Consider the following 24407-nt stretch of genomic DNA (forward strand, 5'->3'; position numbering starts at 1 on the left):
TATCCGGTGACTCCCATGGCGCGATACGTATTTATCACTGGCGGCGTGGTTTCCTCTCTCGGTAAAGGAATTGCGGCCGCGGCTCTCGGAGCGTTGCTGCAGGCCCGTGGTTATCGGGTGCGGCTTCGCAAACTCGACCCCTATCTGAACGTGGACCCGGGCACCATGAGCCCGACCCAGCACGGCGAAGTCTTCGTCACCGATGACGGTGCCGAAACGGATCTAGATCTCGGCCACTACGAGCGCTTTACCGGGCGTTCGGCGACCAAGACCGACAACATCACCACCGGACGCATCTACAAGAACATCATCGACAAGGAACGCCGCGGCGACTATCTCGGCGCGACCGTTCAGGTCATTCCGCACGTCACCAACGAGATCAAGGACTTCGTCACCGAAGGCAACGGCGACTACGACTTCGTCATCTGCGAGATCGGCGGCACGGTCGGCGATATCGAGGCGATGCCGTTCATGGAAGCGATCCGCCAGCTCGGCAACGATCTGCCGCGCGGCACTGCGATCTACGTCCACCTGACGCTGATGCCGTATATTCCGGCTGCCGGCGAACTGAAGACCAAGCCAACCCAGCACTCCGTCAAGGAACTGCAGGCGCTCGGCATTCATCCGGACATCCTGCTGGTGCGCGCCGACCGCGAAATTCCGGAAGCGGAACGCCGCAAGCTGTCGCTCTTCTGCAACGTCCGTCCGTCCGCGGTGATCCAGGCGCTCGACGTCGCCAACATCTACGACGTCCCGATGGCCTACCACAAGGAAGGGCTCGACAACGAAGTGCTGGCAGCCTTCGGCATCGAGCCGGCACCTAAGCCCCGCCTTGACCAATGGGAAGAGGTCTGCAACCGCATCCGCACGCCTGAGGGCGAGGTCACGATTGCCATCGTCGGCAAGTACACCGGCCTCAAGGATGCCTACAAGTCGCTGATCGAAGCGCTGCATCACGGCGGCATTGCCAATCGCGTCAAGGTCAACCTGGAATGGATCGAATCCGAGGTCTTCGAAAAGGAAGACCCGGCGCCGTATCTCGAGAAGGTCCATGGCATCCTCGTTCCCGGCGGGTTCGGCGAGCGCGGCTCGGAAGGCAAGATCCATGCGGCCCGCTTCGCACGCGAACGGAAGGTACCTTATTTCGGGATCTGCTTTGGCATGCAGATGGCCGTTATTGAAGCCGCCCGCAACCTTGCCGGCGTGGAAAGCGCCTCGTCGACCGAGTTCGGCCCGACGAAGGAGCCCGTTGTCGGCCTGATGACCGAATGGGTGAAGGGCAATGAGCTGCAGAAGCGCACGGAAGCGGGCGATCTCGGCGGCACGATGCGCCTCGGCGCCTACAAGGCTGCGTTGAAGAAGGATACGAAGATCTCGGAGATCTACGGTTCGACCGATATTTCCGAGCGCCATCGCCATCGCTACGAAGTCAACATCGACTACAAGGACCGTTTGGAAGACTGCGGTCTCATCTTTTCGGGAATGTCACCGGACGGTGTACTGCCCGAGACGATCGAGTATGCTGAGCATCCCTGGTTCATCGGCGTTCAGTACCATCCGGAACTGAAGAGCCGTCCTCTAGACCCGCATCCGCTCTTCGCAAGCTTCATCGAAGCCGCAACCGAACAGAGCCGCCTGGTCTGACCTTCAAGAGGCCGCCTCAACGAGGCGGCCTTTTTAATTGCCGAGAGACACTTAGCAATTTGCGGCCTATCTCAGCGGTTAGAGGCTTCCCCGCACCGAGACCCACTATAAACGATATGCCGGCGGCTGGGACCGCCGGTTCTTCTTATTGTCGATGCTCACGCCGCCTGCGGCACCGGCCCGACATAGATCGACCGAGGACGGATCAATCTGCCTTGCAGCGCCTGCTCGCGCGCATGCGCGATCCACCCCACGGTCCGGCCGATCGCGAATACGCCGGTGAATGATTCGCGCGGAAAGCCCAGCGCATCGAGCAATAAGGCGGTGTAGAACTCGACATTGACGTCCAGCGGCCGGTCTGGCTTGCGCTCCCTCAGGACAGCAAGCGCCGCACGTTCGACGGCTTCCGCAAGCTCCACGCGCTGGCGATCGACCTGCCCAACCAAGACGAGCGGTCGCAGCGCCTTCTTCAATGCATCGGCGCGCGGATCACGCACCCGGTAAATGCGGTGACCGAAGCCCATCAGGCGTTCGCCGCGATCCAATGCTCGACCGAGCCACCCGCGCGCATTCTCGCTGGCTCCGATCTCATCGAACATATCGAGCACAGGCCCCGGCGCGCCGCCATGCAAAGGTCCTTTAAGCGCACTTATCGCCGCGAGCACTGATGAAGTGAGGCCGGCCCGCGTCGAGGCGATGACGCGCGAAGCGAAGGTCGAGGCGTTCAAGCCATGGTCGGAAATGGTCACAAGATAGGCGTCGAGAGCAGCCTTCTGCTCCGCACTCGGCATCCTGCCTGTGAGCATGCGCAGGATGTCGGCTGCCTGGGGTAGCGAAGCGTCCGGGGCCACGGGTTCGTTGCCGGCCTGCAGACGGAGTATCGCCGGCAGGAAAACTGCGGGCGCTGCCAGCAATCGAAGCGCCGCTTCGAAGTCCTCGCCATCTGGCAGGCGAGCGATGAGAGCGCGCATCGCGTCCACTGGCGGCAAGGCCAGCAGGTCCGATTGGAGGGCCGCCACATGGGCAAATAGGCGCACCCGCATTTCACCCAACCAATCGCGGAGTTCTGCAGGACCAAAATGCCGTTCCGTCAGGCCGTCGAGCAACAGCGCGGCAACACTTTCATAGGTTGCTGTCGATACGAGATGATCGAGCGACACGCCACGGATGATCAGGCGGCCCGCTTCGCCGTTGACATCGGAGAGCTGCGTTTCCGCTGCGATAACATCTTCCAAACCGTTTTTCATGGTGTTTTCTCCTTTACGTGCAACAGGATCAAGCTTAGATTGATTGACGTCAATCTTGATGCAAATGATCAATGTAAAGAGGACAAAATGCTTTGGCTGACAGCCGAGCAGGCGCTCGAGAAACTCGGAACCAAGCCACAAACGCTGTACGCCAATGTAAGTCGCGGCCGTATCCGGGCCAAAGCAGATGCCAGCGATCCACGGCGAAGTCTTTACAATGCGGTCGACGTCATGCGGCTTGCCGCACGTCACGCTGGCCGACGAAAGACCGAGACAGTTGCGGCAGACGCCATCCAATGGGGCGATCCCGTGTTGCCATCTGCCATTTCCACCATTCTGGATGGCCGACTCTACTATCGCGGCCGTGATGTGGCGACATGGGCGGAACATGCGACGCTCGAGGAGACCGCGGCACTTCTGTGGAAGTCCGGACCGATTACAGCCGCAGCAAGCGAGTCTTCTGAAACGGGACCGTCGATAGAGCGGGCATTTGTTTTGCTCGCACAGCGCGTGACCCGCGACTTACCGACTCTCGGCAGAGCGCCAACCGTACTGCAAGCCGAAGCAGAAAGTATTCTTTCGATCGTGGCCAGTGTCCTTGCTCCAGATGCGGCAGCTTCACCATTGCATCTGCGCCTCGCCACCAGCTGGTCCAGGCCAGAAGCCGCCGATTGCATCAGGCGCGCGCTTGTGCTCCTTGCCGATCACGAACTCAACGCGTCGACCTTTGCCTCGCGAGTGGCTGCTTCTTCAGGCGCAACGCTGTCGGCCGCGGTCCTGTCGGGCCTATCGACCTTGAGCGGACCGCTCCACGGTGGCGCCTGGCATGGCGTCGCCTCGTTGATCGCAGAGGTCGACGCGCTCGATGCCAGTCAAGCAATACGGCAGGCGTTGACACAGGGAAGACCGCTGCCGGCGTTCGGCCATCCTCTGTATCCGGATGGAGACATCAGGGCAAAGGCGCTGATGGCTCAGTTCGACTTGCCGCCGAGCTACGCCGAACTGGCGACCGCGGGACAAGAGATCGTGGGGGAAGGCGTCAACATCGATTTCGCGCTGACAGCCATGAGCGCCGCCTTCGATCTTCCCGATGATGCGCCCCTCGTGATTTTCGCGCTCGCGCGAACCGTCGGGTGGCTCGCTCATGCCATGGAGCAGATCGAGAGCGGCCGCCTTATTCGGCCGAGGGCGCGCTATACTGGACCGGCAATCGAAAGACCGCTTAAGATAGACAATGTCGGATAGGCGTTGACGTTTTGACATGCGTGCTGCAGCTATCAGCGTATGATGCCGTCGCACGCCCGGGCTGTCCGGCCATGCATTCAGGTAGGGGACGAATATGCTTGTGAACTCCAGAATGCTCCTGGTGCTGGCCGCGTGGGCAAGCGCTGCCTGTCTGCTCAGCTCAGATCCGGCACTTGCGCAAGCGAACGGATGCACGATGGCGCGCGTGGCGGGAACGGCGCGACAGATCATGCGGTGCGCGGATGGCGTGACGATCATCGCCGAGGCTGGGGCCCGCTTCAACGCCGTCGACCGCAATCGCAACGGGCGACCGGATGCGGTGTCGTTGCGCAACAAGGCCGTGCTCGTCGATGTCGACCGGGCTCGGCACCCGGACGGATTCGAGGTCGTCACACCACAGGCAATTGCCGCCGTCCGCGGCACACGTTGGGCTGTCGATGTCAAGAACGGCACGACCTCTGTCTTAGTCGTACGCGGACGCGTAGCGGTCGGCCGTCCTTCGGCAGGAGCAGCAGCACGCGTCGTTCTGAATGAAGGCGAGGGTGTTGATGTCGCGCCTGGCAGCGCACCACTCACCGTCCGCCGCTGGCCGCCGGCCCGTAGCGCGGCCCTGCTCGCCCGCCTCGGCCAATAACGCCAATGCAGGGCAGACGGCTCCTGGTCACGATTGCTCTGCTGCTATCCGCGCTCTGGGGCGGACTCCTCGGCTATATGCATCTTTCGGGAAGCATGAGTTTCCTCGACCGCCTCGAAGCTTCCATTACTGACGTGCGAAGCACGGTGATCGGCGCAAAGGAGCCTCCGCCGGTTACCAGCATTGTTGCGATTGACGACCAGACTGCCGTCGACAACGGCTATCCTCTCAATCGGGCAACGCTTGCCCGCGTGGTTGCCGCCGTCAGCGCTTTCAAGCCGAAGGTCATCGCACTTGATCTTTTGCTGGTTGATCCCGGACCAGAAGAGGGAGATGCGGCGCTTGCCGTGGCGCTCCATCAGAGCCCCAGCGTTATCGCCGCCGCCGGCGTCTTCCCGAAAGACACACAGGCGGTCGATCACGACGCCAATGATCCGCTGGCAGCGATACCGGCAGCCAGCCAGATGCTGTTGCCTCTGAGTCGCTTTTCCGACGTTGCTGCCATTGGCGTCGTCAACGTCGCCACCGACGAGTCAGGCACACCGCGTTTCATTCCGCTGATCTCGCGTGGCGGCGCACGAGTCGATGCATCATTTCCGTTGCGGGTGGCGTCACTGGCACTGGGTATCAATCCGGCATTCTCGCCTGGCGGGCTTGCGCTCGGCGACCGGCATCTGCCGACCGACAACGGGCAGCGCCTGCCGATCACCTTCTATGGTCCACGCGGGACCATTCCGACTTTCAGCGCGGCGGATGTGCTGGCCGGCAACCTCCCCGCCAAGGCAATAGAGGACAAGATCGTCGTGATCGGCTCCACGGTGACGGGCGGTGGCGACGTCTTCCCAACTCCATTCGATCCGGTATTGCCGGGCGTCGAGGTGATGGCGACGGCAGCGACGCATCTGATTGCCGGCGACGGCATCATCAGGGACCGCAATGTGCGCCTGCTCGATTCGCTGATCGCGGTGGGTCTGCCGGTGCTGTTGATCAGCCTGCTTGCGTGGCGACGCAGCGCCATCGGCTACGCTATCATTGCGTCGGCGGCGCTTGCATGGGCCGCCCTGAACGTTGTCGCCTTCGCGCACGGCTATTGGTTCAGTGCGGCATTGCCAATCGCTGCGGCGCTGCCGCCCGTGCTGCTTTTCGGCGCGGCCGAGATCTGGATGGATCGTCGCCAGGCCGCACACTTTGCGGCGCAAAGCGACCTCCTGCAGCGCATCGAGGCCCCGGGCCTGGGAGAGTGGCTCGCCCGCGATCCCAACTTTCTCGCAAAGCCGGTCCGGCAAGACGCCGCAGTCGTCTTCATCGACCTCTCCGGCTTCACCGGCTTGAGCGAAGCAATCGGCGCGACGAATGTCCGCGAAGTTCTCAGCGATTTCTTCGAACTGGTCGACGAGGAGGCACGCTCGCACGGCGGCGCGGTCACCAGCTTCATGGGCGATGGCGCGATGATTCTTTTCGGCCTGCCGCAACCGGCCGATGACGACGCCGCGCGAGCCGCCGCGTGCGCCGTGCGCCTGTGCGGGCGAATGCGTCCCTGGCTTGCAATACATCCCGCGCTGAGCGGCCGAAAGACTGGTTTCAAGGTTGGAGCTCATTGCGGTCCGGTCGTTGCCTCGCGCCTAGGAACCGGCAGCCGCCAGCAGATTACCGCAACGGGTGACACCGTGAATGTCGCCAGCCGCCTGATGGAGGTCGCGGCAGAACGTGGTGTCGAACTGGCGTTGAGCGCCGCACTGATGAAAGCGGCAGGCGCCGATAGCGCGCCGCTTCGCGCCGGCCGGCTCGAGGGCCCTGCAAAAGCACGCATTCGTGGCAGAAGCGAAGGCATCGACGTGTGGCTATGGCAGGGACATCCGCTTTGACATTTGCCGCCTGACCAAGTAGGAACGGCCAACTTCTTCACCGGCAATTGCCGGCTAGGGCGCAACATGCGCGTGAGACTTCCGAAAGATAGACAACATGACAGATTTTAACGGCGTCGTTCCGGCGATCGCCAAGGCGTTGGTGAAGCGCGGTTACACCGAGCTGACGCCGGTCCAAAAGTCCATGCTCGACCCTGCACTCGCCGCGTCGGACGCCCTCGTTTCGGCCCAGACTGGCTCCGGCAAGACCGTAGCCTTCGGCCTCGCGCTGGCGCCGACGCTGCTCGAGGACGCGGAACGCTTTGGCCCTGCAGCGGAACCGCTGGCTCTTGTGATCGCACCGACGCGCGAACTCGCGCTGCAAGTCAAGCGCGAACTCGAATGGCTTTATGAAGCGACGGGCGCGCTGATTGTCAGCTGCGTCGGCGGCATGGACATCCGCAGCGAGCGCCGTGCGCTGGAGCGTGGCTCCCATATCGTTGTCGGTACTCCCGGTCGTCTCTGCGATCATATCAGGCGCAATGCGCTCGACATTTCCGGCCTCAAGGCTGTTGTACTTGATGAAGCCGATGAAATGCTTGATCTCGGCTTCCGCGAAGATCTGGAGTTCATTCTGGATTCTTCCCCCGATGACCGTCGCACGCTGATGTTCTCGGCGACGGTGCCGGCAGCCATCGCGAAACTGGCGAAGAGCTATCAGAAGAACGCGGTGCGGATCGCGACGGCTACCGAGGAAAAGCAGCACGGCGACATCGAATACCGGGCTCTTGTCGTGTCGCCGAGCGACCGCGAGAACGCGATCATCAATGTCCTGCGCTACTATGAAGCGACCAACGCCATCGTATTCTGTTCGACGCGCGCGGCGGTGAACCATCTGACAGCCCGCTTTCACAATCGCAACTTCAACGTCGTCGCCCTGTCGGGCGAACTGACGCAGAACGAGCGCAGCCATGCGCTGCAGGCAATGCGGGATGGACGCGCCCGCGTCTGCATCGCAACGGACGTTGCTGCCCGTGGTATCGACCTGCCGGGTCTCGACCTTGTCATTCATGCCGACCTGCCGACCAATCCCGAAACCCTGCTTCATCGCAGCGGCCGCACGGGTCGCGCCGGTCGCAAGGGCGTCAGCGCGCTGATAGTGCCGCTGAACGTCCGCCGCAAGGCAGAGCGTCTTCTTGACAACGCCGGCATCTCGGCCGCCTGGGCTCGTCCGCCGTCAGCGGAAGAGGTCATAGCACGTGATGAAGCCCGTCTGCTTGCCGACCCCATCTTTGATGAAGCCCCTAGCGAGGAAACCCAGGACTTGGTCAAGCGGCTTCTCGATACGCATGGCGCCGAAAAGCTCGCCACAGCCTTCGTCAACCTCTATCGTTCGAACCAGTCCGCGCCGGAGGATCTGATCGAGGTCGCGGTTCAGGACAGCCGTGGCGGCAAGCGCCGCGAGCATGCCGAGGGTTTACGGGAGCCTTATCAGAAAGGTCCGCGCGACGACTTCGGCGCGAGCGTCTGGTTTTCGATTTCGGTCGGTCGCAAGCAGAATGCAGAGCCGCGATGGTTGATCCCGATGCTTTGCCGGAATGGCAATCTGACCAAGCGCGAGATCGGCGCGATCAAGATGCAGCCCGAGGAAACCTACGTCGAGATTTCCGCGGCCAGCGCCGACAGCTTCCTGCAGTCGATCGGTCCAAACAAGACGATGGAGCGCGGCATCCGCGTGACGCCGCTGAACGGCACGCCTGATTTCAGCAAACTTACCGCCGCAAAACCCTATGCCGGCAAGAAGACCTTTGGCGAGCGTCGTGAATTCACGGATGAGCGCCCCAAAGGCAATTTCCGCAAGGAAGCCCGCGGCGAGGGCGGGAGCGACGAGCGACGCGACTCGAAGCCTTGGGGCAAGAAGCCGGGCAAGCCGAAGTTCGAGGGCAAGGGCGGCAGCGGCCCTAAGCCCAAGTTCTCGAAAAAGTAGGCATAATGATCCCACCGGCGGCGCAGCCTTGCGTCGCCGCTTGAACCCGCGGAGAGGACAATGGCAGATACCATCGTTTTAACGGTTCCTGTTTTCAGTACCCTTTGCAATGAGGCGTTCAAGCTCCGGCGCGCGGTCTTTGTAGCCGAACAGAATGTACCCGCCGATGAAGAATTCGATGCGCTTGATCTTACTGCGCATCATGTCGTCGCGGTTGCAGGCGGTGAGGTCTGCGGGACGCTCCGGATCATCCATGCGAACGAGCATGTGAAGATCGGCCGTGTCGCCGTCGGCAAGGCATGGCGCGGACATGGTGTCGCAAGCGCGATGTTGACCTATGCGATGAACGAGCACCGATCTGCCCGTGAGAACCGGTTTTATCTGACGGCACAAAGCGATAAAATAGCACTCTACGAACGCTTCGGATTTGCCGCCTTCGGCGACGAATTCCCTGATGGCGGCATACCGCATCTGGCGATGAAGAATTATTGATCCGGCCGAGCGGAATGAGCGGACACCGCCATCCTGAGGCTGAACCAAATCGCGATGCTTTCTCTCCGCGGGATGTCCGCGCCTTTATCGTCGAAAACCTTCACCTGAAACCCGCACCCGGCCTGCAGGAGATAGTTCTCTACACGGCTCATCCCGGCAGTGGGCTGTCGCGCCTCAGAACCAGCGACGCGGAGGATGCGCCGCCGTACTGGGCCTACAACTGGGCTGGTGGAACGCTGCTCGCTCGGCATATTCTGAATTATCCGGACATCGTTGGCGGCCGCCGCGTCCTCGATCTCGGCGCAGGGTCCGGCATCGTCGGGATCGTGGCCCGAAAATGCGGAGCATCCCTCGTGATCGCAGCCGAGATCGACACGAACGCGATCGCGGCGATTGGCCTCAACGCGGCGGCGAACGGCGTCGCGATCGAAGTGACGAGCGCTGACGTGCTTGCCGGCTCCCCGCCGGATGTCGATGTCATCCTCGCTGGGGACGTCTTCTACAATCCCCAGCTTGCAGAGAGGGTTTTGCCGTTCCTTGCGGCCAGTCGCAAGGCAGGCGTCGATGTCCTCATTGGAGATCCGCGCAGGCAGTCGCTGCCACTCGCAGCCCTAAAGCTGGTCGCTGAATACGCTGTGCCCGATTTCGGCGACGGTTCGACCGGGCAGGGGGCGATCGGCGGCGTGTTCACTCTGGCGGACGCCGGCTGATCAAAGACGACGCCTAGGCCGACGACGTTTCTTGTAGTTTAAGCAAGATCTCGAGCGCCAAATCCGCCATGGCGACTGGAACGAAGACATGATCGTGATGGTAGGCCGCTACCATGTTGCACGGGATTGAGCGGGCTGCCAACGCAGAAGCAACCGCGGCCGTCAGGCCGACACCTTCCAGCGACGAAAAGACTTCAAGAACGATACGCCGCATCGGCGCATCGCAATTAAAGCCGAGTTCCGCAGCTCGGCCTCTCGAGAGGATCAGGGAGATCCCTTCTTGCTCCCGAAACCATGCCAATGCATCGGGACCCGCAAGCCGAGCCACATCCTCGTCTGAGGTCACGCAGAATACGAATTCACCTGCCACCAGCACAGGCGTCATGCCTGACAGCATTGCCTGCGTGTCTTTGACAGACTGCTTCGTCATCTCAATCCTGCTTTCTATTCCCAGGAAGTAACCAAGGCAGGCTGGACGGCCTCAGCCCAGAAGGTCCGGCCTCAGCATTATCACTGGGCAGGGACTTCCGGCGGGCAGTTCCGGTGCATGCGGTGGACGAACGATCAAGCAGTCGGCCTCGGCGAAGATCTTCATCATGGACGAGTCCTGCTTGGTGAACGGCCTTGTCGCCAGCGCGCCGGATGACGATCGCGACAGCGTGGCTCGGACATAGTCCTGCCGCTGGTCGTTGGCACGAAGCGTCGCAGCCGCCTCTACGGTCGCGTCGCGTCTGACTGGTGGCAGCGAGGCCAGTTTACGGATCAACGGTTCAAGGAACAGGATCCCGCAGACCAGGCTCGACACCGGATTACCAGGCAGGCCAATCACATGGGTTTCGCCGAGGCTGCCGACCATCAAGGGTTTGCCCGGGCGCATGGCAATCCGCCAGAAATCGAGCTTCATGCCCGATGCGAGCAGCGTTGCCTGCACCAGATCATGGTCGCCCACCGATGCTCCACCGAGCGTAACGATGACGTCGACGTCGGCCCGCCTTGCGCGCTCGACCGCTGCCGAAATCGCGGCTTTGTCGTCGGGGACGATTCCGAGGTCAAGAACCTCGGCTCCCGCCTTGCGGGCCATGGCAGCGATGCCAAAGGTGCTAGACGCAATGATCTGCGCGGGAGCGGGCGAGCTTCCAGGTGGCAACAATTCGTCACCGGTCGCGAGCAACGCAACGACGGGCTTACGCCAGACATCGAGTGTTGCGTGGTTCATTCCGGCCGCCACAGTCAGGCGAGAGAAGTCCAATACAGTGCCGGCCTTCAGCACCGCTTCGCCTTCGACAAAGTCCTGGCCGCGAGGCCGGACGTGCTGGCCGGGACGAACTGCAAAGGTCGTGCGGATGCCCCCCTCGATTTTCTCCGCATCCTCCTGCAGCAACACGCTATCCGCACCGGACGGAACCGGGGCGCCGGTGAATATACGGACGGTCTCGCCCTTGTCGACAACACCCTCAAACCCGTGCCCGGCGGACGACATCCCTATGAGCTTCAGCTCGGTGCCGGGCTCCGGGGCCTCGTCACCGCGCAAGGCATACCCATCCATCGCAGATGCGTCGAAAGGCGGCTGGGTCAGCCTAGCCGCAACATCGGTCGCCAGCACGCGACCGTCGGCCTCCGGCAAGGGGACTGTTTCAAGGGTCTCGATTGGCTCAGCACGCGACAGCAGGCGTTCCTGCGCCTCAGCAACCGGCAGCAAGCTCATTTGCCGTGCTCCGGATGACGAAAGTCTCCTGACTTGCCGCCAGATTTTTCGAGTAGCCGGATGGACCCGATTTCCATGGCCTTATCGGTGGCCTTGGCCATGTCGTAGATCGTCAGGCAGGCGACGGAAACGGCTGTCAGGGCTTCCATTTCGACGCCCGTCTTGCCCGTCAGCTTCGCCGTTGCGGTTACGCGCAAGCCAGGGAGATCGGCATCCTCCGCGATGTCGACCGAGACTTTCGTCAACATCAGGGGATGGCAGAGCGGGATGAGGTTGCTCGTCTGCTTGGCAGCCATGATGCCGGCAAGGCGCGCCGTGCCGATCACGTCGCCCTTTTTCGCGTTGCCCGCGCGAATGAGATCAAGCGTTGCAGGCGCCATCCGCACGTGGCCTTCGGCGGTCGCGATCCTTGTGGTTTCGGCCTTATCGCCGACATCGACCATATGCGCCTCGCCGGAGGCATCAATGTGGGTGAGACCGGATTGGCCGCTCATATCACTCGACCGCCTGAGCGGCTTCGGCGAACAGGAGCGCGCGCGTCGCCGCCGTAACATCTTCTTTGCGCATCAGGCTCTCGCCAACCAGGAACGTGTTGATGCCTACCGCCTGCAGGCGCTTGCAATCCGCGTTCGTGAATATGCCGCTTTCGCCAACCAACAGGCGATCCTCTGGAACCATCGGCGCCAGCTTTTCGCTGACTTCGAGGTTGACTTCGAATGTCCGCAGATTGCGGTTGTTGATGCCAACGAGCGGGGAAGAGAGTTTCAGCGCACGCTCCATCTCCTCGGCGTCGTGGACTTCCACCAGTACATCCATGCCGAGCCCGAAAGCCTCATTCTCGAGGCGCTTTGCATCGTCATCCGAAAGCGACGCCATGATCAGGAGAATGCAATCGGCGCCCCAGGCACGGGCTTCCTGGACCTGGTAGGTCTCGAACATGAAATCCTTGCGCAGCGCCGGCAGCGAACACGCGGCACGTGCCGCCATCAGAAATTCCGGCGCGCCCAGGAAACTCGGCGTGTCCGTCAACACCGAAAGACATGCCGCGCCTCCGAGTTCATAGGCCTTGGCCAGCGACGGCGGGTCGAAGTCGGGCCTGATCAGTCCTTTGGAAGGACTGGCCTTCTTGATCTCGGCGATCAGGCCGTACTGGTCGGCCTCACGTTTTGCAACGAGCGAGCGGTGGAAACCGCGCGGCCGCGATTGATCCGCCTGCATCGCCTTCAGATCGGCCAGCGACACTTTCGCCTTTGCGGCGGCGATCTCTTCCCGCTTGTATAGTTCGATTTTCTTCAGGATGTCGGTCATGGCTCTATCCTAGTCGATGTCGTTCGACACGGCGACGAGTTTATCGAGGGCTGCCGCCGTCGCACCGCTATCCAGCGATTGCGCAGCAAGCCGCATGCCATCCTTCAGCATCTCAGCCTTACCGGAGATCACCAGCGAGGCCGCTGCGTTGGCGAGTGCGATATCGCGGTACGCGTTCTTTGCGCCGCTCAGGACGTCGCGCAGAGCCGCCGCATTCACCACACCGTCTCCACCCTTGATGGCTTCCAGCTGGCAGGGCTCCACGCCGAAATCCGCGGGAGACAGTTCGAAGGTGCGGATCTTACCGCCCTCGAGTGCCGCGACGCTCGTCTGTCCGGTCGTGGTGATTTCGTCGAGGCCGTTGCCGTGGACAACCCACACGCTTTCCGAGCCGAGATCGCGCATGACCTCGGCAATCGGAACGACCCACTGCGGCGCGTACACGCCAAGCAACTGGCGGCGGACACCGGCCGGATTGGAGAGGGGGCCAAGTAGATTGAAGATGGTGCGCGTGCCGAGTTCAACACGCGTAGGCCCAACGTGACGCATCGCAGAGTGATGCTGCTGGGCAAACATGAAGCCCACGCCAGCTTCGCGAATGCAGCGCGAGATCACCTCGGGCGTTACATCCAGCTTGACACCAAGTGCGGCGAGGCTGTCAGCCGCACCCGATTTCGAACTCAGTGCCCGGTTACCATGCTTTGCGACAGGTACACCCGCACCGGCCACGATAAGGGCAGCCAGCGTCGAGATATTGTAGGTCCCGCTTGCGTCACCGCCGGTCCCGACGATGTCGATTGCATCAGCCGGGGCATCGACGGTCAGCATCTTGGAGCGCATCGTCGTCACGGCGCCGACAATCTCGTCGACCGTCTCACCGCGGACGCGCAATGCCATCAGGAAGCCACCGATCTGCGAAGGGGTCGCCTGACCCGACATCAGAATGTCGAAGGCCTCGCGGGCCTCCTCACGTGTCAGAGGCTCGCGGCTTGCAGCCTTCGCCAAAAGCGGCTTCAGATCGGTCATGCGCTTATGTTCCCCTTAGCGGACTGCCGCCTGTTCGGCGAGAGGTTGATTGACCGATGCGCCGTACTGCGTCTGCAGCAGGTTGACCATCTGATCGAGAATGTCGTCGCCGGCTGCGTTTGCCGTTGCGGTGATCTGTTGGTCCTGGTTGTTGAGAACGTCACCCGTCGGTTCCGTGTTGACTTCAGTGACCTTGAGCAGGATCTGGGTAGTCGGATCGCCGCCAACAGCGCTGGCAATGGTGTCGATCGGGCCCGAGAACGCGGCAATGACACCAGCTCTGCCGAGAACGGCATCGTCGGTGCCGCGGGTGATACCACTCTTGCTTTCAACCGTAATGCCGAGCGGCGCCGCGATATCGGCCAGCGATGCTCCCTTCTGCGCCTGCTGCTTCAGCTCTTCGGCTTTTTTGGCGAGTTCGAGCTTCTGCTGTTCGGCGGTCCAGTCGGCGATTGCCTTATCCTTCACTTCGCTGAGCGGCCGATCACGCTCCGGCGTGATGTCGCGGACGTCGAACCAAAGATAGCCGTCGGTGCCGATCGAGAGGGAAGGAGCGTCTGCCCCAGCCTCAGTCTTGAAGGCAGCCCCAAGAACCTGCTGCTTGGCCGGAATATCCTTGACCTCGTTGCCGTCCTTATCGAGACCGGTCGCATCGACGGCGTCGATCACGACCGCCTTGAGCTTGAGCTGCTCTGCGATCTGTTCCAGCGTCGAGCCCGACCCGCGCAGATCCTCGATCTGATCGTGAACGTTGATGAGCTCCTGCGAGGCGTTGGAAACGGCCAATTGCTTGCGGATCTCTTCCTTGACCTCGTCAAGGGTCTTGACGCTCTCAGGCTTGATGTTGCTGACACGGACGATGACCGGACCGAACGTACCATCCACAACAGGCGTCGTTCCGCCATCCTTCGAGACGGCGAAGGCCGCGTCCGCGATCGCCTGATCCGGAACCTTGTCCTTGGAGAACTCGCCGAGGAACACGTCCGCTGCCGTCTTGCCCTGATCGGTCACCAGCTGATCGAACGTCGTGCCGGTCTTCAGCGCGGCCAGCGCGGCATTGGCAAGATCCTTGTTCTGGAAGGTCAGCTGCTCGATCGTACGGGCCTCTGGCGTGCGGAAGCTCTCCTTGCGCTTTTCGAAATCCTCGCGGATCTGGTCGTCCGTAACGGAGGCGGCATCGGCGATGTCTTCCGGCTGCAGCTTCAGGAACGCGATCTTGCGATATTCCGGCGCCCGGAAGCGCGTCTTGGCGCCTTCAAACCACTTGGCGAGCACGTCTTCTGCAGGCGCCTTGATCGGCTCGATATTGGCGTTGGTTAGGAGCAGGTAATCGATACCGCGGCTTTCCTGGCGGTAAAGCTTGAGCGCATCGACGAGCGTTTTCGGCGCCGTGAAGCCGTTCGATACCGCGTCGACGATCTGGCTCCGAACGGCGACCTTGCTGCGTTCCTTGATGTAATCATCTTCACGAATGCCGGCATTGCGCAGGCGCGACGTAAAGAGGGTACGATCGAACTGACCATTGACCGCCTTGAAGGCTGGATCGTCGCCGATCAGCTGCGCAAGCCGATCCTGCGACAGGCCAAGGTTCATGTCTTCCGCCAACTGATCGAGCGATGCGCCGGCGACCAACTGTGCCAGAACCTGCTGCTCCACACCGAAGGCGCGCGCCTGCTCGGGCGTCAGGCGCATGCCGAACTGCTGGCTGAGATTTACGACCTGCCGCTGGTAGGCGAGGCGAAACTCGTTGACGTCGACGTGCTGGTCTCCGACGCTGACAACCGTCGTGCTCGTGCCGCCCGATATCAGTGAGCGCGACACGCCCCAAATACCAAAAGAGGCGACAAGTAGCAGCATAAGGAGCTTGGCAACCCAGGTGTGAGCAGCTCTTCGCAGAAGATCGAACATCGAAACGCAAACCTCGCATTATATTCGCCCGTTCACGGGCAAAGCTTTTGACGTTCCTTAGAACAAAGCCAGCAGGAAATGAAGGGTTATCGCACGAAAACATCTGCGCTATATCTGCAGTCATACTGGAGCGCCTGGCGCCGCAAAAGAGACCGGACATCGGAACCTTTCCCAGCACCAATTCGTTGAAGAGCATCCGGAAAAAGAGGAGCAGACCATGGCCGATATGAAAACCGCCTCCGCCCAGTCCGCAACCGCGCGTGTGAAGGCGGAGATCGCGGCAGACGATCTTTCCGCACAGGTCGCCGCATTGCGCGAAGACCTTGCACGCCTGTCCGAAAGCGTTGTGGCGCTTGGACACGGCGCCAAGACCGCCGTCGCCGATGAGGCATCGGTCATGACGGAACGGCTGCGCGACAAGGTAAGGGAGGAACCTATCTTCGCGCTCGCCGTGACAGCCGGCGTCGCTTACCTTTTCGGATTGATGAGCCGTCGATAGATCGAACGGCGTTTGACCAGGCAAGGGCCGGGCGTGTTGACGCCCGGCTTTTGGTTTTTAACTAGCGACGAATAACTCGCCCAACGGCAATGAGCAGGCACGCGCCGACGAAGCCAGCAATCAAATACCCGAGCCAGCCGGCAAGCGCGATGCCCAGCCCAGAGAGGATGGCGTTCGCAACGATCGCGCCCACAATGCCAAGAATGATGTTCATCAACAGGCCCATGTTGCTGTTCATGAACTTTTCCGCCAGCCACCCGGCAATGCCGCCGATAATGATAGCCGCTACCCAACCTACGCCTGCGTCTTCCATATGATTTTCCTTCCAGAGAAACTACGAAGTCAACGCTTGAGGCAGAAATTGAGGCCTCTGTAACGGCCGGGGCAGTGCATGGCAGAAGAGGTATGCTTTTGGCAGCGTAAGGCAGGTCGAACGCAAAGGCTGCGCAAATGTCCAATGCCGGCAGTGAGACTCAATTCCCCCGAGAGAAAAGATAGGCGATCCGTTTGGTTGCGCAACGCAAATGTGTTCGCTCTAAAACGAGGACAACGGCAGCAAAGTCTGTGCGATCGACCTCACATCCCTTCAAACACACTTTCCGAACAATTTTCGACGGCCACCCCCTTAACGCAACCACAACCACTGGACGTCCATTTGCAAAACACTCGACGTGGTGTCGAGTGCGCCTTGAGAGATGCTGAATGGTTCCGCTAGGCAGGCACAAATTCGTCAGCTGCCAAGTCGCGAACAAAACAGCGTATCACGGGGTCATCACGTTTTGACGACAACGTCGGAAATGCATACCAATCGTCGTACTTTCCGGTATATCAGTCGCGTAGGAATAATACCAATATGCGATCAGTTTTGTTCCGGAAGACGAGCCCGGAGCTCTCTCGTCGGATGGCGCCCGCAAAACCCATCACGCTTCCGTGGTGGTTTCAGATGGCTGATTATACCGAGAATCGCTTTGCCGACCCCGCTTGTGTCATCGAAAAAGCTCATTCTCAACGAAATCGCGCGTTTCCTTAAGCATTTGCTTGCTCAACCTGCAATCTATGTCATGGTAGCTTCCTCACATGAGAGGGGTTCTAGCTATGATTAATCTTCAATCGGTTCGTAATGACACTACTCATGATCAACGCCTGCTCGATTGCCGCGCCGATGTTGAACCCGCGCTCCATCAGATCATCCGCGATGCGCAACTAAAGGGGTGGGCGCCGGCGGAAGTGGCGATGGCAATAGCGGATGCAGCGGATGACTACATTCTGTTGTTGGCCAGCAGGAAGGCGACGTCACATTGATAGGCGTCATATTGCTAATGGGGCGAGGACGACGACACCAGATCTGCGGGCAAGGCAGCAGCATTTGCCCGCAGGAAAGACCTCCGCACATCCAGGCATCGCGGCGCCGGGGTAGTGAATAGCGTTTCCAGCACGCCAGTAAAGTGATGACATCACGGAGTGGAGTTCAACCCCACTACAGGAGGAAAATCTGTGACCTGTCGGATAATGTCAGGTGAGTTTCGCTTCATCGTGCCTCACGCCGCATAGCGATGCCCAAGAGGATCTGGAACTCGCCGGCGGTAGCGGATTCATGAACTGTGCCGTCTCGCCCGGGCTTGCGATTGCGCGCGGTGGTGAGCAATGGCCCTCCGGAGGAGCGCGGATGCACAGATTTCTCACATTTCTGGCGGCCGTGGCGCTGATCGGCCTTTCCACAATCAGCTCAGCCTGCACCACAAGCCCTGATCAGACCTCATCAATCGGGTCGTCATCGGCCTATCTACGCGATCGCTATGTAAATCCAGCCTGTGCAGATGGGTTCAGACCTAGTAACGGCCGCCCGTGCAGCTATTAGACACGGACGTGGTGCGAGGACGCAAGGCAGTCGCCGTCCCAAACTATACTAAGTCTTTGATTTCATGGTGAGAGCGATGGGGTTCGAACCCATGACCTACTGATTAAAAGTCAGTTGCTCTACCGGCTGAGCTACGCTCTCCCTGAAGCCGAGCGGTGCGTCCGGCTGGAAGTGCGCGGAACATATGCAGGTGCCCCATTGCGGTCAACCAAAAAATCACCGTTCCCTGTGCATTAGGCACATTTCTTGCGACTGGGCCTGAAAAGGCGACCCCCTGGAAACGGCCAAAAAGAAAAGCGCCCGAGGGCGCTTTGTAAAAGTTGGGGGAAACGAGGTCATGAACCGGACGGACGAAAGTTCGAATAGTGTTGACGACCCGGAGAAAGCGGAAAAATCCGGGTATACTCTCGCGCCGCCGAGTCCGCTTGGCTCGGCTCACAATCTCAGCATATAAATGCGCGACGGATCAGAAGGTTCCACCGAAAAAGATTTAATCGAATCAATCCTTTCCGAGGCTGGTCGATACCTTCACAAAGTCACATGACGCTCTAGCTAGCTCCTTGTACAGACAAGGAGACTGCGATGACCAGCGTGACCACCCCCACAACGACAACCCGAAAAGTGTTGCGCGGGCGACCTTACAGCCTCGGTGAGTTTGCCAGGAAGTATAGACTAGAGGAAACCGAGGCAAAGCGGCTCTATGACAAATTCGGGCCATCGGCCACGGAACTCGATCTGCTCATGGCCGCTAAGCGGCGTCTACCGGTTCACTAATGGTTCTATCAAACGCATAAGGACTGCAACAAATCGAGTGGATTCGCTTTTGTCGCCGTTGCGGTGTGGCCATCGCTCGGTCAGTCCGGGCTGCAGCTCTCCACGACGGTTCTGCCGTTTCAGCGGCTGCAGATCGAAGAGGTCGAAGGCCCAGCTAAAGAGCGACGGCCAATACAAAGCGAATCTTCTCGGTCCCATTTCAGCCTACGGAAACTGAACTTTCATTACCAAGATTTCATTTCATTCGACCGTCATTTCGTGCCAATCCGGGCCGATGCTAATCTGCCGTTCAGCTGCGACATGATCATCTTGCTGGCGGCTGCGTTGGCAGCATGTTGATCGAGGCCGGAATGAACGACGTCAAGAGTATGCACGAAACCAAGCCGACCAAGGCGAGCGCCGACCTGGCGACCGTCCTTGCGGCTTCACGCAAACAGTCGAAGGGCCGTTGGCGTGGTCACCTATTGGTATTGCTTCTGCTGATTCTTGCGGCCGGCGGGGCGGCCTATTTCTATGTGCGGCAAGAAGGCAACCAATACAGCTACGCCACTCAACCTATCAAACGCGGCGACCTGACCGTGCTGGTTACGGCAACCGGATCCGTGCAGCCGACTGAGCAAGTGGATATATCAAGCGAGCTGTCGGGTACGGTTCGCGAGGTGAACGTCGACTACAACAGCGAGGTCAAGGCCGGCGAGGTCCTTGGCGCTCTCGATACGAACAAGCTTGAGGCGGACGTCAAGAGTTCGCGGGCGAAACTCGATTCGGCGAAAGCAAACGTCGTGAAGGCCACCGCCGACCTCGAGTCGGCCCAGAGCTCGTTCCAACGAGCCCGCAACCTCGTTCAGAGCAACGTGTCTACGCAGCAGAGCCTCGAAGATGCGCGCTATAAGTTCGATTCCGCGGTCGCCGCAAAGGACATCAACGTCGCTGCCGTGCTTTCTGCTGAGGCTGATTTGCGGCTGGCCGAAGTCAACCTCGCCAAGGCGAAGATCGTCTCGCCGATCAACGGCGTGATTCTCACGCGTTCGGTTGATCCCGGTGCAACGGTCGCAGCGTCCTTGTCCGCGCCGGTGCTGTTCGTCATCGCCGGCGATCTGCGGAAGATGGAACTGCAGGTCGATGTCGACGAGGCCGATGTCGGTCAGATTGCCGTCGGCCAGAAGGCGACGTTCACGGTTGATGCCTATCCCAACCGGACCTTTCCAGCCGAGATCAAGCAGATTCGGTTTGCATCCGAGACCACGAACAACGTCGTGACCTACAAGGCGATCCTGTCGGTCGACAATGCTGACCTGCTGCTGCGTCCTGGCATGACCGCCACCGCTGACGTCACCGTTGAGGCGGTCGAGAATACCCTGATGATTCCAAATTCGGCCCTTCGCTATGCCCCCCCGGCCGCAGAGTCTCCCCGCGGCCGCGGCATCTTCGGCCTGCTCCGACCACCGCGCATGGGCCCACGGAGCGGCAACCAGGGCGAAGCCCTGACCGGAGCAAAGCGGCGCGTATGGGTGCTGAAAGCAGGCAAGCCGGCACCAGTGATCATCCAGGTGGGGTCTTCCGACGGGCAATTCACTCAGATCGTTTCCAGTGACCTGAAGGAAAGCGATGCCGTGATTACCGACGCTACTCAGGCGAAGTAGGCGAGGCTCACGATGCAGAGCCCGCCACTCATCGAATTCAAACAGGTCTCGAAGATCTATGGTCAAGGAGAGGCGGCCATCCGCGCCCTCGACCGGGTGGATCTGTCGATCCGCGAACACGAATTCGTCGCCATCATGGGACCTTCCGGCTCGGGCAAGTCGACGGCCATGAACATTCTTGGTTGTCTCGATGTGCCGAGCGCCGGTGACTACCTTTTCCAAGGCGTATCGACACAGGGTTTCGACCGCAGCCAGCTGACATTGCTGCGCCGTCATATGCTCGGCTTCGTATTCCAGGGGTTCAACCTGCTGCCGCGCACCTCGGCGTTGGAGAATGTCGAGTTGCCGCTGATCTATCGCGGCATGCATGCGAGCGAGCGCCACCGCAAGGCCAAGGAGGCGCTCGGGCTTGTGGGGCTTTTCGGGCGTGAGCATCACAAGACGCAGGAACTGTCCGGCGGCCAGCAGCAACGTGTCGCGATTGCCCGGGCGATCGTGACCGAGCCCTCTCTGCTTCTCGCGGACGAGCCAACCGGCAATCTGGACACGAAGACCAGCGTCGAGATCATGGACCTGATGACGCGACTGAACCGCGAACAGGGCATCACGATCGTCATGGTCACGCACGAGCCCGATATTGCTGCCTACACTCAGCGCCTGCTGCGTTTCATAGACGGCAAGCTCGAGACCGAGCTCGAGCATCGCGGGAGGGCGGATCATGTTCTTTGAGACGCTGAAACTTGCGCTGCGAGCAATCGGCAGGAACATGCTTCGCTCGTTCCTCACCGTGCTCGGCGTCGTCATCGGCGTGGCGGCCGTCATCGCATTGGTGACGATCGGCAACGGTACGACCGCCCAGGTCTCGGCCGAGCTTTCACGGCTCGGCACCAACATGCTGTTCGCGCGTCCGGGTCAGTTCGGTCCCGGTCGCCCAAGTTCGGAAGCACGCCGATTCACGATCAAGGACGTCGACGCCATCCGCGATCAGGTCAATGGCCTGCGCGCCGTGGCGCCGCTCAATCAGACGACCGCGACCGTCATCTACGGCGGGCAGAGCCACTCTACGACCGTGATGGGGACGAACAACGACTACTTCATCGCGCAGGACTGGGACATGGCGATCGGCCGCACCTTTGACGCGGCGGAAGAACGCGGACGCCCGCGCTGCATCCTCGGAGAAACGGTACGCTCGCAACTCTTCGGCGCCGCCGATCCCACAGGGCAGCAGATTCGCGTCGGCAAAGTTTCCTGCAGCATCATCGGTGTCCTTGCCAAGCGCGGGCAGTCCGGCATGGGCAACGATCAGGACGACGTCGTCGTCATGCCCGTCAAGGTCTATCAACGCCGGGTCGGCGGCAAAGCGAACGCCAATGTCCAGATGATCGTGATCTCGGCGCGCGACGGGGTGTCGACATCGAAAGTTCAGACCGAAACCGAAAACCTGCTTCGGGAGCGGCGCAAGATCGTGCCGGGGCGTGACGATGACTTCAGCGTCAATGACATGACGCAGATTGCTGACGCAATGACCGGTACCACGACACTGTTGACCAGCTTGCTCGGAGCGGTCGCCGCGATCAGCCTGCTTGTTGGCGGGATCGGGATCATGAACATCATGCTGGTGTCAGTGACCGAGCGCACCCGCGAGATCGGCATACGCCTGGCGATCGGCGCACTGGAAAGCCAGGTGCTGCTGCAGTTCCTTGTCGAGGCGGTGGCACTCTCCGTATTTGGTGGGATCGCAGGGATTTTGCTGGGGGTCAGCCTTGGTTATGGAGCAGTGACCGTGCTGAAGGTGCCGTTCGTGGTCAGCCCCACGATGATCGCTGTGGCGTTCGCGTTCTCCGCCGCGATAGGGATGGTCTTCGGTTACTTCCCCGCTCGCCGTGCGGCGCAGCTCAACCCGATCGACGCATTGAGGCACGAGTGAGCGGAGGCACCTGGTTTCGGCCGGGCCGCTGCTCTGCATGCCTCATCGGGTTAGGCGCGAGGCGCTGGCCAGCGCTCTTGCGTCACCACACGCTGCAAGGCCACTTGCCATTTCACCGTGATTGAGAAGACGCATCGCCGGAAGATCCAGGCGCTCCCGCGGCTTGCCGTTCGAAAGAACGCTGATATATCATTAGCGTTACAGTCGCTTCACAACACGCACACATTTTCTGGAGCCGAATACGCGGATGCAGAACTCACTCAGCCACCGTGCCTATCTCACCCTGGAACATGCGATCGTGACGCTGACGTTGCAGCCGGGCGCCTTGGTTACCGAGAAGCATCTGATCGACCTTGCCGGTCACGGACGCACGCCGGTGCGCGAAGCGATCCAGAAGCTGGCGTGGCAAGGGCTCATCGTGGTGAAGCCGCGTGTCGGGCTGCAGGTGGCCGAAATCAAGCCGACGGACCATGAGAACGTCATGCAGGTTCGCCGCGAGCTCGAGCCGATCGCTGCCGCCCTGGCAGCCGACTTTGCGACATCAGAGCAGCGCAGGGAACTGGGTGAATGTGCCCAGACGATGGAAATGTCCGCCACGACCGGCGATTTGGCGGCATTCTTCGCCGCGGACAAGACCTTTGACGAAATCCTGGAAGAAGCCTGCCCGAACAGTTTCATAACATCGGCGCTCGGACCGGTTCAGACCCATTCCCGTCGGCTCTGGTCTGCATCCAGCAGTCCCGACAGGATGGATCAATCCATCTCTCTGCACGTCGAGGTCGTACGGGCCATTCAGCAGGGCAGATCCCAGGACGCCAACCGGACGATGGGCGCCCTCATCAAGTATCTCAGTAGCCACAATTGAAAACGGCCCCATTCCGGGGCCGTGAACGCTTCTATCTTGGCTGATTTAGCCGACGAATGCCCGCTCGATAACGAACTCCGCCGGCTTGCTGTTTGCGCCCTCGTTGAGGCCAGCCTTTTCCAGCAGTTCCTTGGTATCTTTCAGCATCGCCGAGGACCCGCAGATCATACCGCGATCGATTGATGGATCGAGCGGCGGAACGCCGAGATCGGTGAAAAGCTTGCCCGCCGAGATCAAATCCGTGATGCGGCCGCGATAGGCGAAGTCTTCACGGGTGACCGTCGCGTAGTGGCGCAGCTTGTCGCCGACTATCTCCTGCAGAAGTTCGTCGTTCTTGATTTCCTCGACGAGATCGAAGCCGTACTTCAGTTCCGCTACGTCGCGGGTCGTGTGCGTGAGGATGACTTCCTCGTACTTCTCGTAGGTTTCTGGATCGCGGATCAGGCTCGCGAAGGGGGCGATACCGGTGCCGGTCGAAAACATATAGAGACGACGGCCGGGTGTCAGCGCGTCAAGCACCAGCGTGCCCGTCGGCTTCTTGCGCATCAGAACCTGGTCGCCTGGCTTGATCGCCTGCAGATGCGAGGTCAGCGGACCATCCGGGACCTTGATCGAGAAAAACTCCAGCTCCTCCGCCCAGGCGGGGCTTGCGATCGAATAGGCGCGGAAAATCGGCTTGCCTTCGACCATCAGCCCGATCATCGCGAATTCGCCGGACCGGAAACGGAAACCCTGCGGGCGCGTCATCGTGAACCGGAACAAGCGGTCCGTATAATGCGTCACGCTAAGCACGGTTTCGGCATAGACTCCGGCCGGAATCGGGGAGGCGAAGTCTTCGGTCTTTGCAGGGGCGTTCATTTCGGTATCGGATCCCGTATTCATCGCACAATGTTATCGATGCCAGCGAGATATTACAAATAGTGTCGGGATTAAAGGTATTCCATTCTTTCTCATGCGACTTGAACGAAATATGCGTGTCATCGTCAGGATTCCTGCCCCTTGCGTCGCTTCGTCGCTTTTGCGCTGGCGAAGCGAAGCAAAGGATGCATATTAAGCCAAAAACCGCGTCTGCCATGCGCGGACGCCATAGG

The 24407-nt window shown here is 60.6% G+C and carries 23 protein-coding genes and 1 tRNA gene; 14 read left to right on the plus strand and 10 right to left on the minus strand.

Annotation, left to right across the window (positions count from 1 at the left end; translation table 11 throughout):
• Positions 1-15 precede the first annotated feature (15 nt).
• Positions 16-1644, plus strand: coding sequence for a CTP synthase (locus AS026_RS18455; protein ID WP_025660955.1), 1629 nt, complete (start codon positions 16-18; stop codon positions 1642-1644).
• A gap of 158 nt (positions 1645-1802) precedes the next feature.
• Here the strand turns inward: AS026_RS18455 and AS026_RS18460 are convergent, their stop codons facing one another.
• Positions 1803-2891 (minus strand): citrate synthase/methylcitrate synthase, encoded by a 1089-nt coding sequence (locus tag AS026_RS18460; RefSeq protein ID WP_062370907.1) that lies wholly within the window; start codon positions 2889-2891, stop codon positions 1803-1805.
• 87 nt (positions 2892-2978) lie between these two features.
• Between AS026_RS18460 and AS026_RS18465 the strand changes: the two genes are divergently transcribed.
• The 6 genes from AS026_RS18465 to AS026_RS18490 all read left to right on the plus strand — a co-directional run bounded on the left by AS026_RS18465 (position 2979) and on the right by AS026_RS18490 (position 9803).
• Complete coding sequence (locus AS026_RS18465; RefSeq protein ID WP_062370909.1) at positions 2979-4136, plus strand: citrate synthase; 1158 nt, start codon at positions 2979-2981, stop codon at positions 4134-4136.
• A gap of 94 nt (positions 4137-4230) precedes the next feature.
• Entirely contained in the window at positions 4231-4770 is a 540-nt protein-coding gene (locus AS026_RS18470) for a FecR domain-containing protein (RefSeq protein ID WP_062370911.1), read from the plus strand.
• 5 nt (positions 4771-4775) lie between these two features.
• The gene (locus tag AS026_RS18475) at positions 4776-6635 is read left to right on the plus strand and encodes a CHASE2 domain-containing protein (protein WP_062370913.1); all 1860 of its coding nucleotides are present in this window, start codon (positions 4776-4778) and stop codon (positions 6633-6635) included.
• A 97-nt stretch (positions 6636-6732) separates the two neighbouring features.
• The gene (locus AS026_RS18480) at positions 6733-8601 is read left to right on the plus strand and encodes a DEAD/DEAH box helicase (RefSeq protein WP_062370915.1); all 1869 of its coding nucleotides are present in this window, start codon (positions 6733-6735) and stop codon (positions 8599-8601) included.
• A 60-nt stretch (positions 8602-8661) separates the two neighbouring features.
• The gene (locus AS026_RS18485; protein ID WP_062370917.1) at positions 8662-9093 is read left to right on the plus strand and encodes a GNAT family N-acetyltransferase; all 432 of its coding nucleotides are present in this window, start codon (positions 8662-8664) and stop codon (positions 9091-9093) included.
• A gap of 14 nt (positions 9094-9107) precedes the next feature.
• The gene (locus AS026_RS18490) at positions 9108-9803 is read left to right on the plus strand and encodes a class I SAM-dependent methyltransferase (protein ID WP_062370919.1); all 696 of its coding nucleotides are present in this window, start codon (positions 9108-9110) and stop codon (positions 9801-9803) included.
• Between the two features lie 13 nt (positions 9804-9816).
• Here the strand turns inward: AS026_RS18490 and AS026_RS18495 are convergent, their stop codons facing one another.
• Genes AS026_RS18495 through AS026_RS18520 form a run of 6 tightly spaced genes read right to left on the minus strand, consistent with a single transcriptional unit; the run spans position 9817 to position 15750 of the window.
• Positions 9817-10233, minus strand: a complete 417-nt coding sequence (locus AS026_RS18495; RefSeq protein ID WP_062370921.1) for an ACT domain-containing protein — start codon at positions 10231-10233, stop codon at positions 9817-9819.
• A gap of 51 nt (positions 10234-10284) precedes the next feature.
• On the minus strand, positions 10285-11508 hold the full coding sequence (locus AS026_RS18500; protein ID WP_062370923.1) for a molybdopterin molybdotransferase MoeA: 1224 nt from the start codon (positions 11506-11508) through the stop codon (positions 10285-10287).
• A complete protein-coding gene (moaC, locus tag AS026_RS18505; RefSeq protein ID WP_062370925.1) occupies positions 11505-12002 on the minus strand; it encodes a cyclic pyranopterin monophosphate synthase MoaC in 498 nt (165 codons plus the stop codon). Before moaC ends, AS026_RS18500 begins: the two co-directional genes overlap by 4 nt.
• A gap of 1 nt (position 12003) precedes the next feature.
• Positions 12004-12816 carry an indole-3-glycerol phosphate synthase TrpC gene (gene trpC / locus AS026_RS18510; protein ID WP_062370927.1) on the minus strand — a complete coding sequence of 271 codons (813 nt, stop codon included), beginning with the start codon at positions 12814-12816 and terminating at the stop codon, positions 12004-12006.
• Between the two features lie 9 nt (positions 12817-12825).
• Entirely contained in the window at positions 12826-13842 is a 1017-nt protein-coding gene (gene trpD / locus AS026_RS18515) for an anthranilate phosphoribosyltransferase (RefSeq protein ID WP_062370929.1), read from the minus strand.
• Positions 13843-13857: 15 nt separating this feature from the next.
• Positions 13858-15750: a peptidylprolyl isomerase gene (locus AS026_RS18520; protein WP_062370932.1), complete on the minus strand. Its 1893-nt coding sequence runs from the start codon at positions 15748-15750 to the stop codon at positions 13858-13860.
• 217 nt (positions 15751-15967) lie between these two features.
• On the opposite strand from AS026_RS18520, the gene AS026_RS18525 reads away from it, so the two are divergent.
• Positions 15968-16249: a hypothetical protein gene (locus AS026_RS18525; RefSeq protein WP_007793703.1), complete on the plus strand. Its 282-nt coding sequence runs from the start codon at positions 15968-15970 to the stop codon at positions 16247-16249.
• Positions 16250-16310: 61 nt separating this feature from the next.
• Here AS026_RS18525 and AS026_RS18530 read toward each other — a convergent pair whose 3' ends face one another.
• Positions 16311-16562 carry a GlsB/YeaQ/YmgE family stress response membrane protein gene (locus tag AS026_RS18530; protein ID WP_025660968.1) on the minus strand — a complete coding sequence of 84 codons (252 nt, stop codon included), beginning with the start codon at positions 16560-16562 and terminating at the stop codon, positions 16311-16313.
• A gap of 782 nt (positions 16563-17344) precedes the next feature.
• Here AS026_RS18530 and AS026_RS18535 point away from each other — a divergent pair.
• Positions 17345-17551 carry a hypothetical protein gene (locus AS026_RS18535; RefSeq protein ID WP_018855004.1) on the plus strand — a complete coding sequence of 69 codons (207 nt, stop codon included), beginning with the start codon at positions 17345-17347 and terminating at the stop codon, positions 17549-17551.
• 621 nt (positions 17552-18172) lie between these two features.
• Here the strand turns inward: AS026_RS18535 and AS026_RS18540 are convergent.
• Positions 18173-18248 (minus strand) — tRNA-Lys (locus AS026_RS18540).
• A 441-nt stretch (positions 18249-18689) separates the two neighbouring features.
• Here AS026_RS18540 and AS026_RS18545 point away from each other — a divergent pair.
• From AS026_RS18545 to AS026_RS18565, 5 genes are all read left to right on the plus strand, one after another.
• Positions 18690-18881, plus strand: a complete 192-nt coding sequence (locus AS026_RS18545) for a hypothetical protein (RefSeq protein ID WP_062370934.1) — start codon at positions 18690-18692, stop codon at positions 18879-18881.
• 350 nt (positions 18882-19231) lie between these two features.
• On the plus strand, positions 19232-20524 hold the full coding sequence (locus AS026_RS18550; protein ID WP_062371022.1) for an efflux RND transporter periplasmic adaptor subunit: 1293 nt from the start codon (positions 19232-19234) through the stop codon (positions 20522-20524).
• 12 nt (positions 20525-20536) lie between these two features.
• Positions 20537-21253, plus strand: coding sequence for an ABC transporter ATP-binding protein (locus AS026_RS18555; protein WP_062370936.1), 717 nt, complete (start codon positions 20537-20539; stop codon positions 21251-21253).
• A complete protein-coding gene (locus AS026_RS18560) occupies positions 21243-22451 on the plus strand; it encodes an ABC transporter permease (RefSeq protein ID WP_062370938.1) in 1209 nt (402 codons plus the stop codon). Before AS026_RS18555 ends, AS026_RS18560 begins: the two co-directional genes overlap by 11 nt.
• 247 nt (positions 22452-22698) lie before the next feature.
• The gene (locus AS026_RS18565) at positions 22699-23316 is read left to right on the plus strand and encodes a GntR family transcriptional regulator (RefSeq protein ID WP_062370940.1); all 618 of its coding nucleotides are present in this window, start codon (positions 22699-22701) and stop codon (positions 23314-23316) included.
• 45 nt (positions 23317-23361) lie between these two features.
• On the opposite strand, the gene AS026_RS18570 is transcribed toward AS026_RS18565, so the two are convergent.
• Entirely contained in the window at positions 23362-24174 is an 813-nt protein-coding gene (locus AS026_RS18570) for a ferredoxin--NADP reductase (protein WP_025660972.1), read from the minus strand.
• Positions 24175-24407: the final 233 nt, after the last annotated feature.

Origin of the sequence: Rhizobium altiplani (assembly GCF_001542405.1) — a bacterium.
GTDB classification, from domain to species: Bacteria; Pseudomonadota; Alphaproteobacteria; order Rhizobiales; family Rhizobiaceae; genus Rhizobium; species Rhizobium altiplani.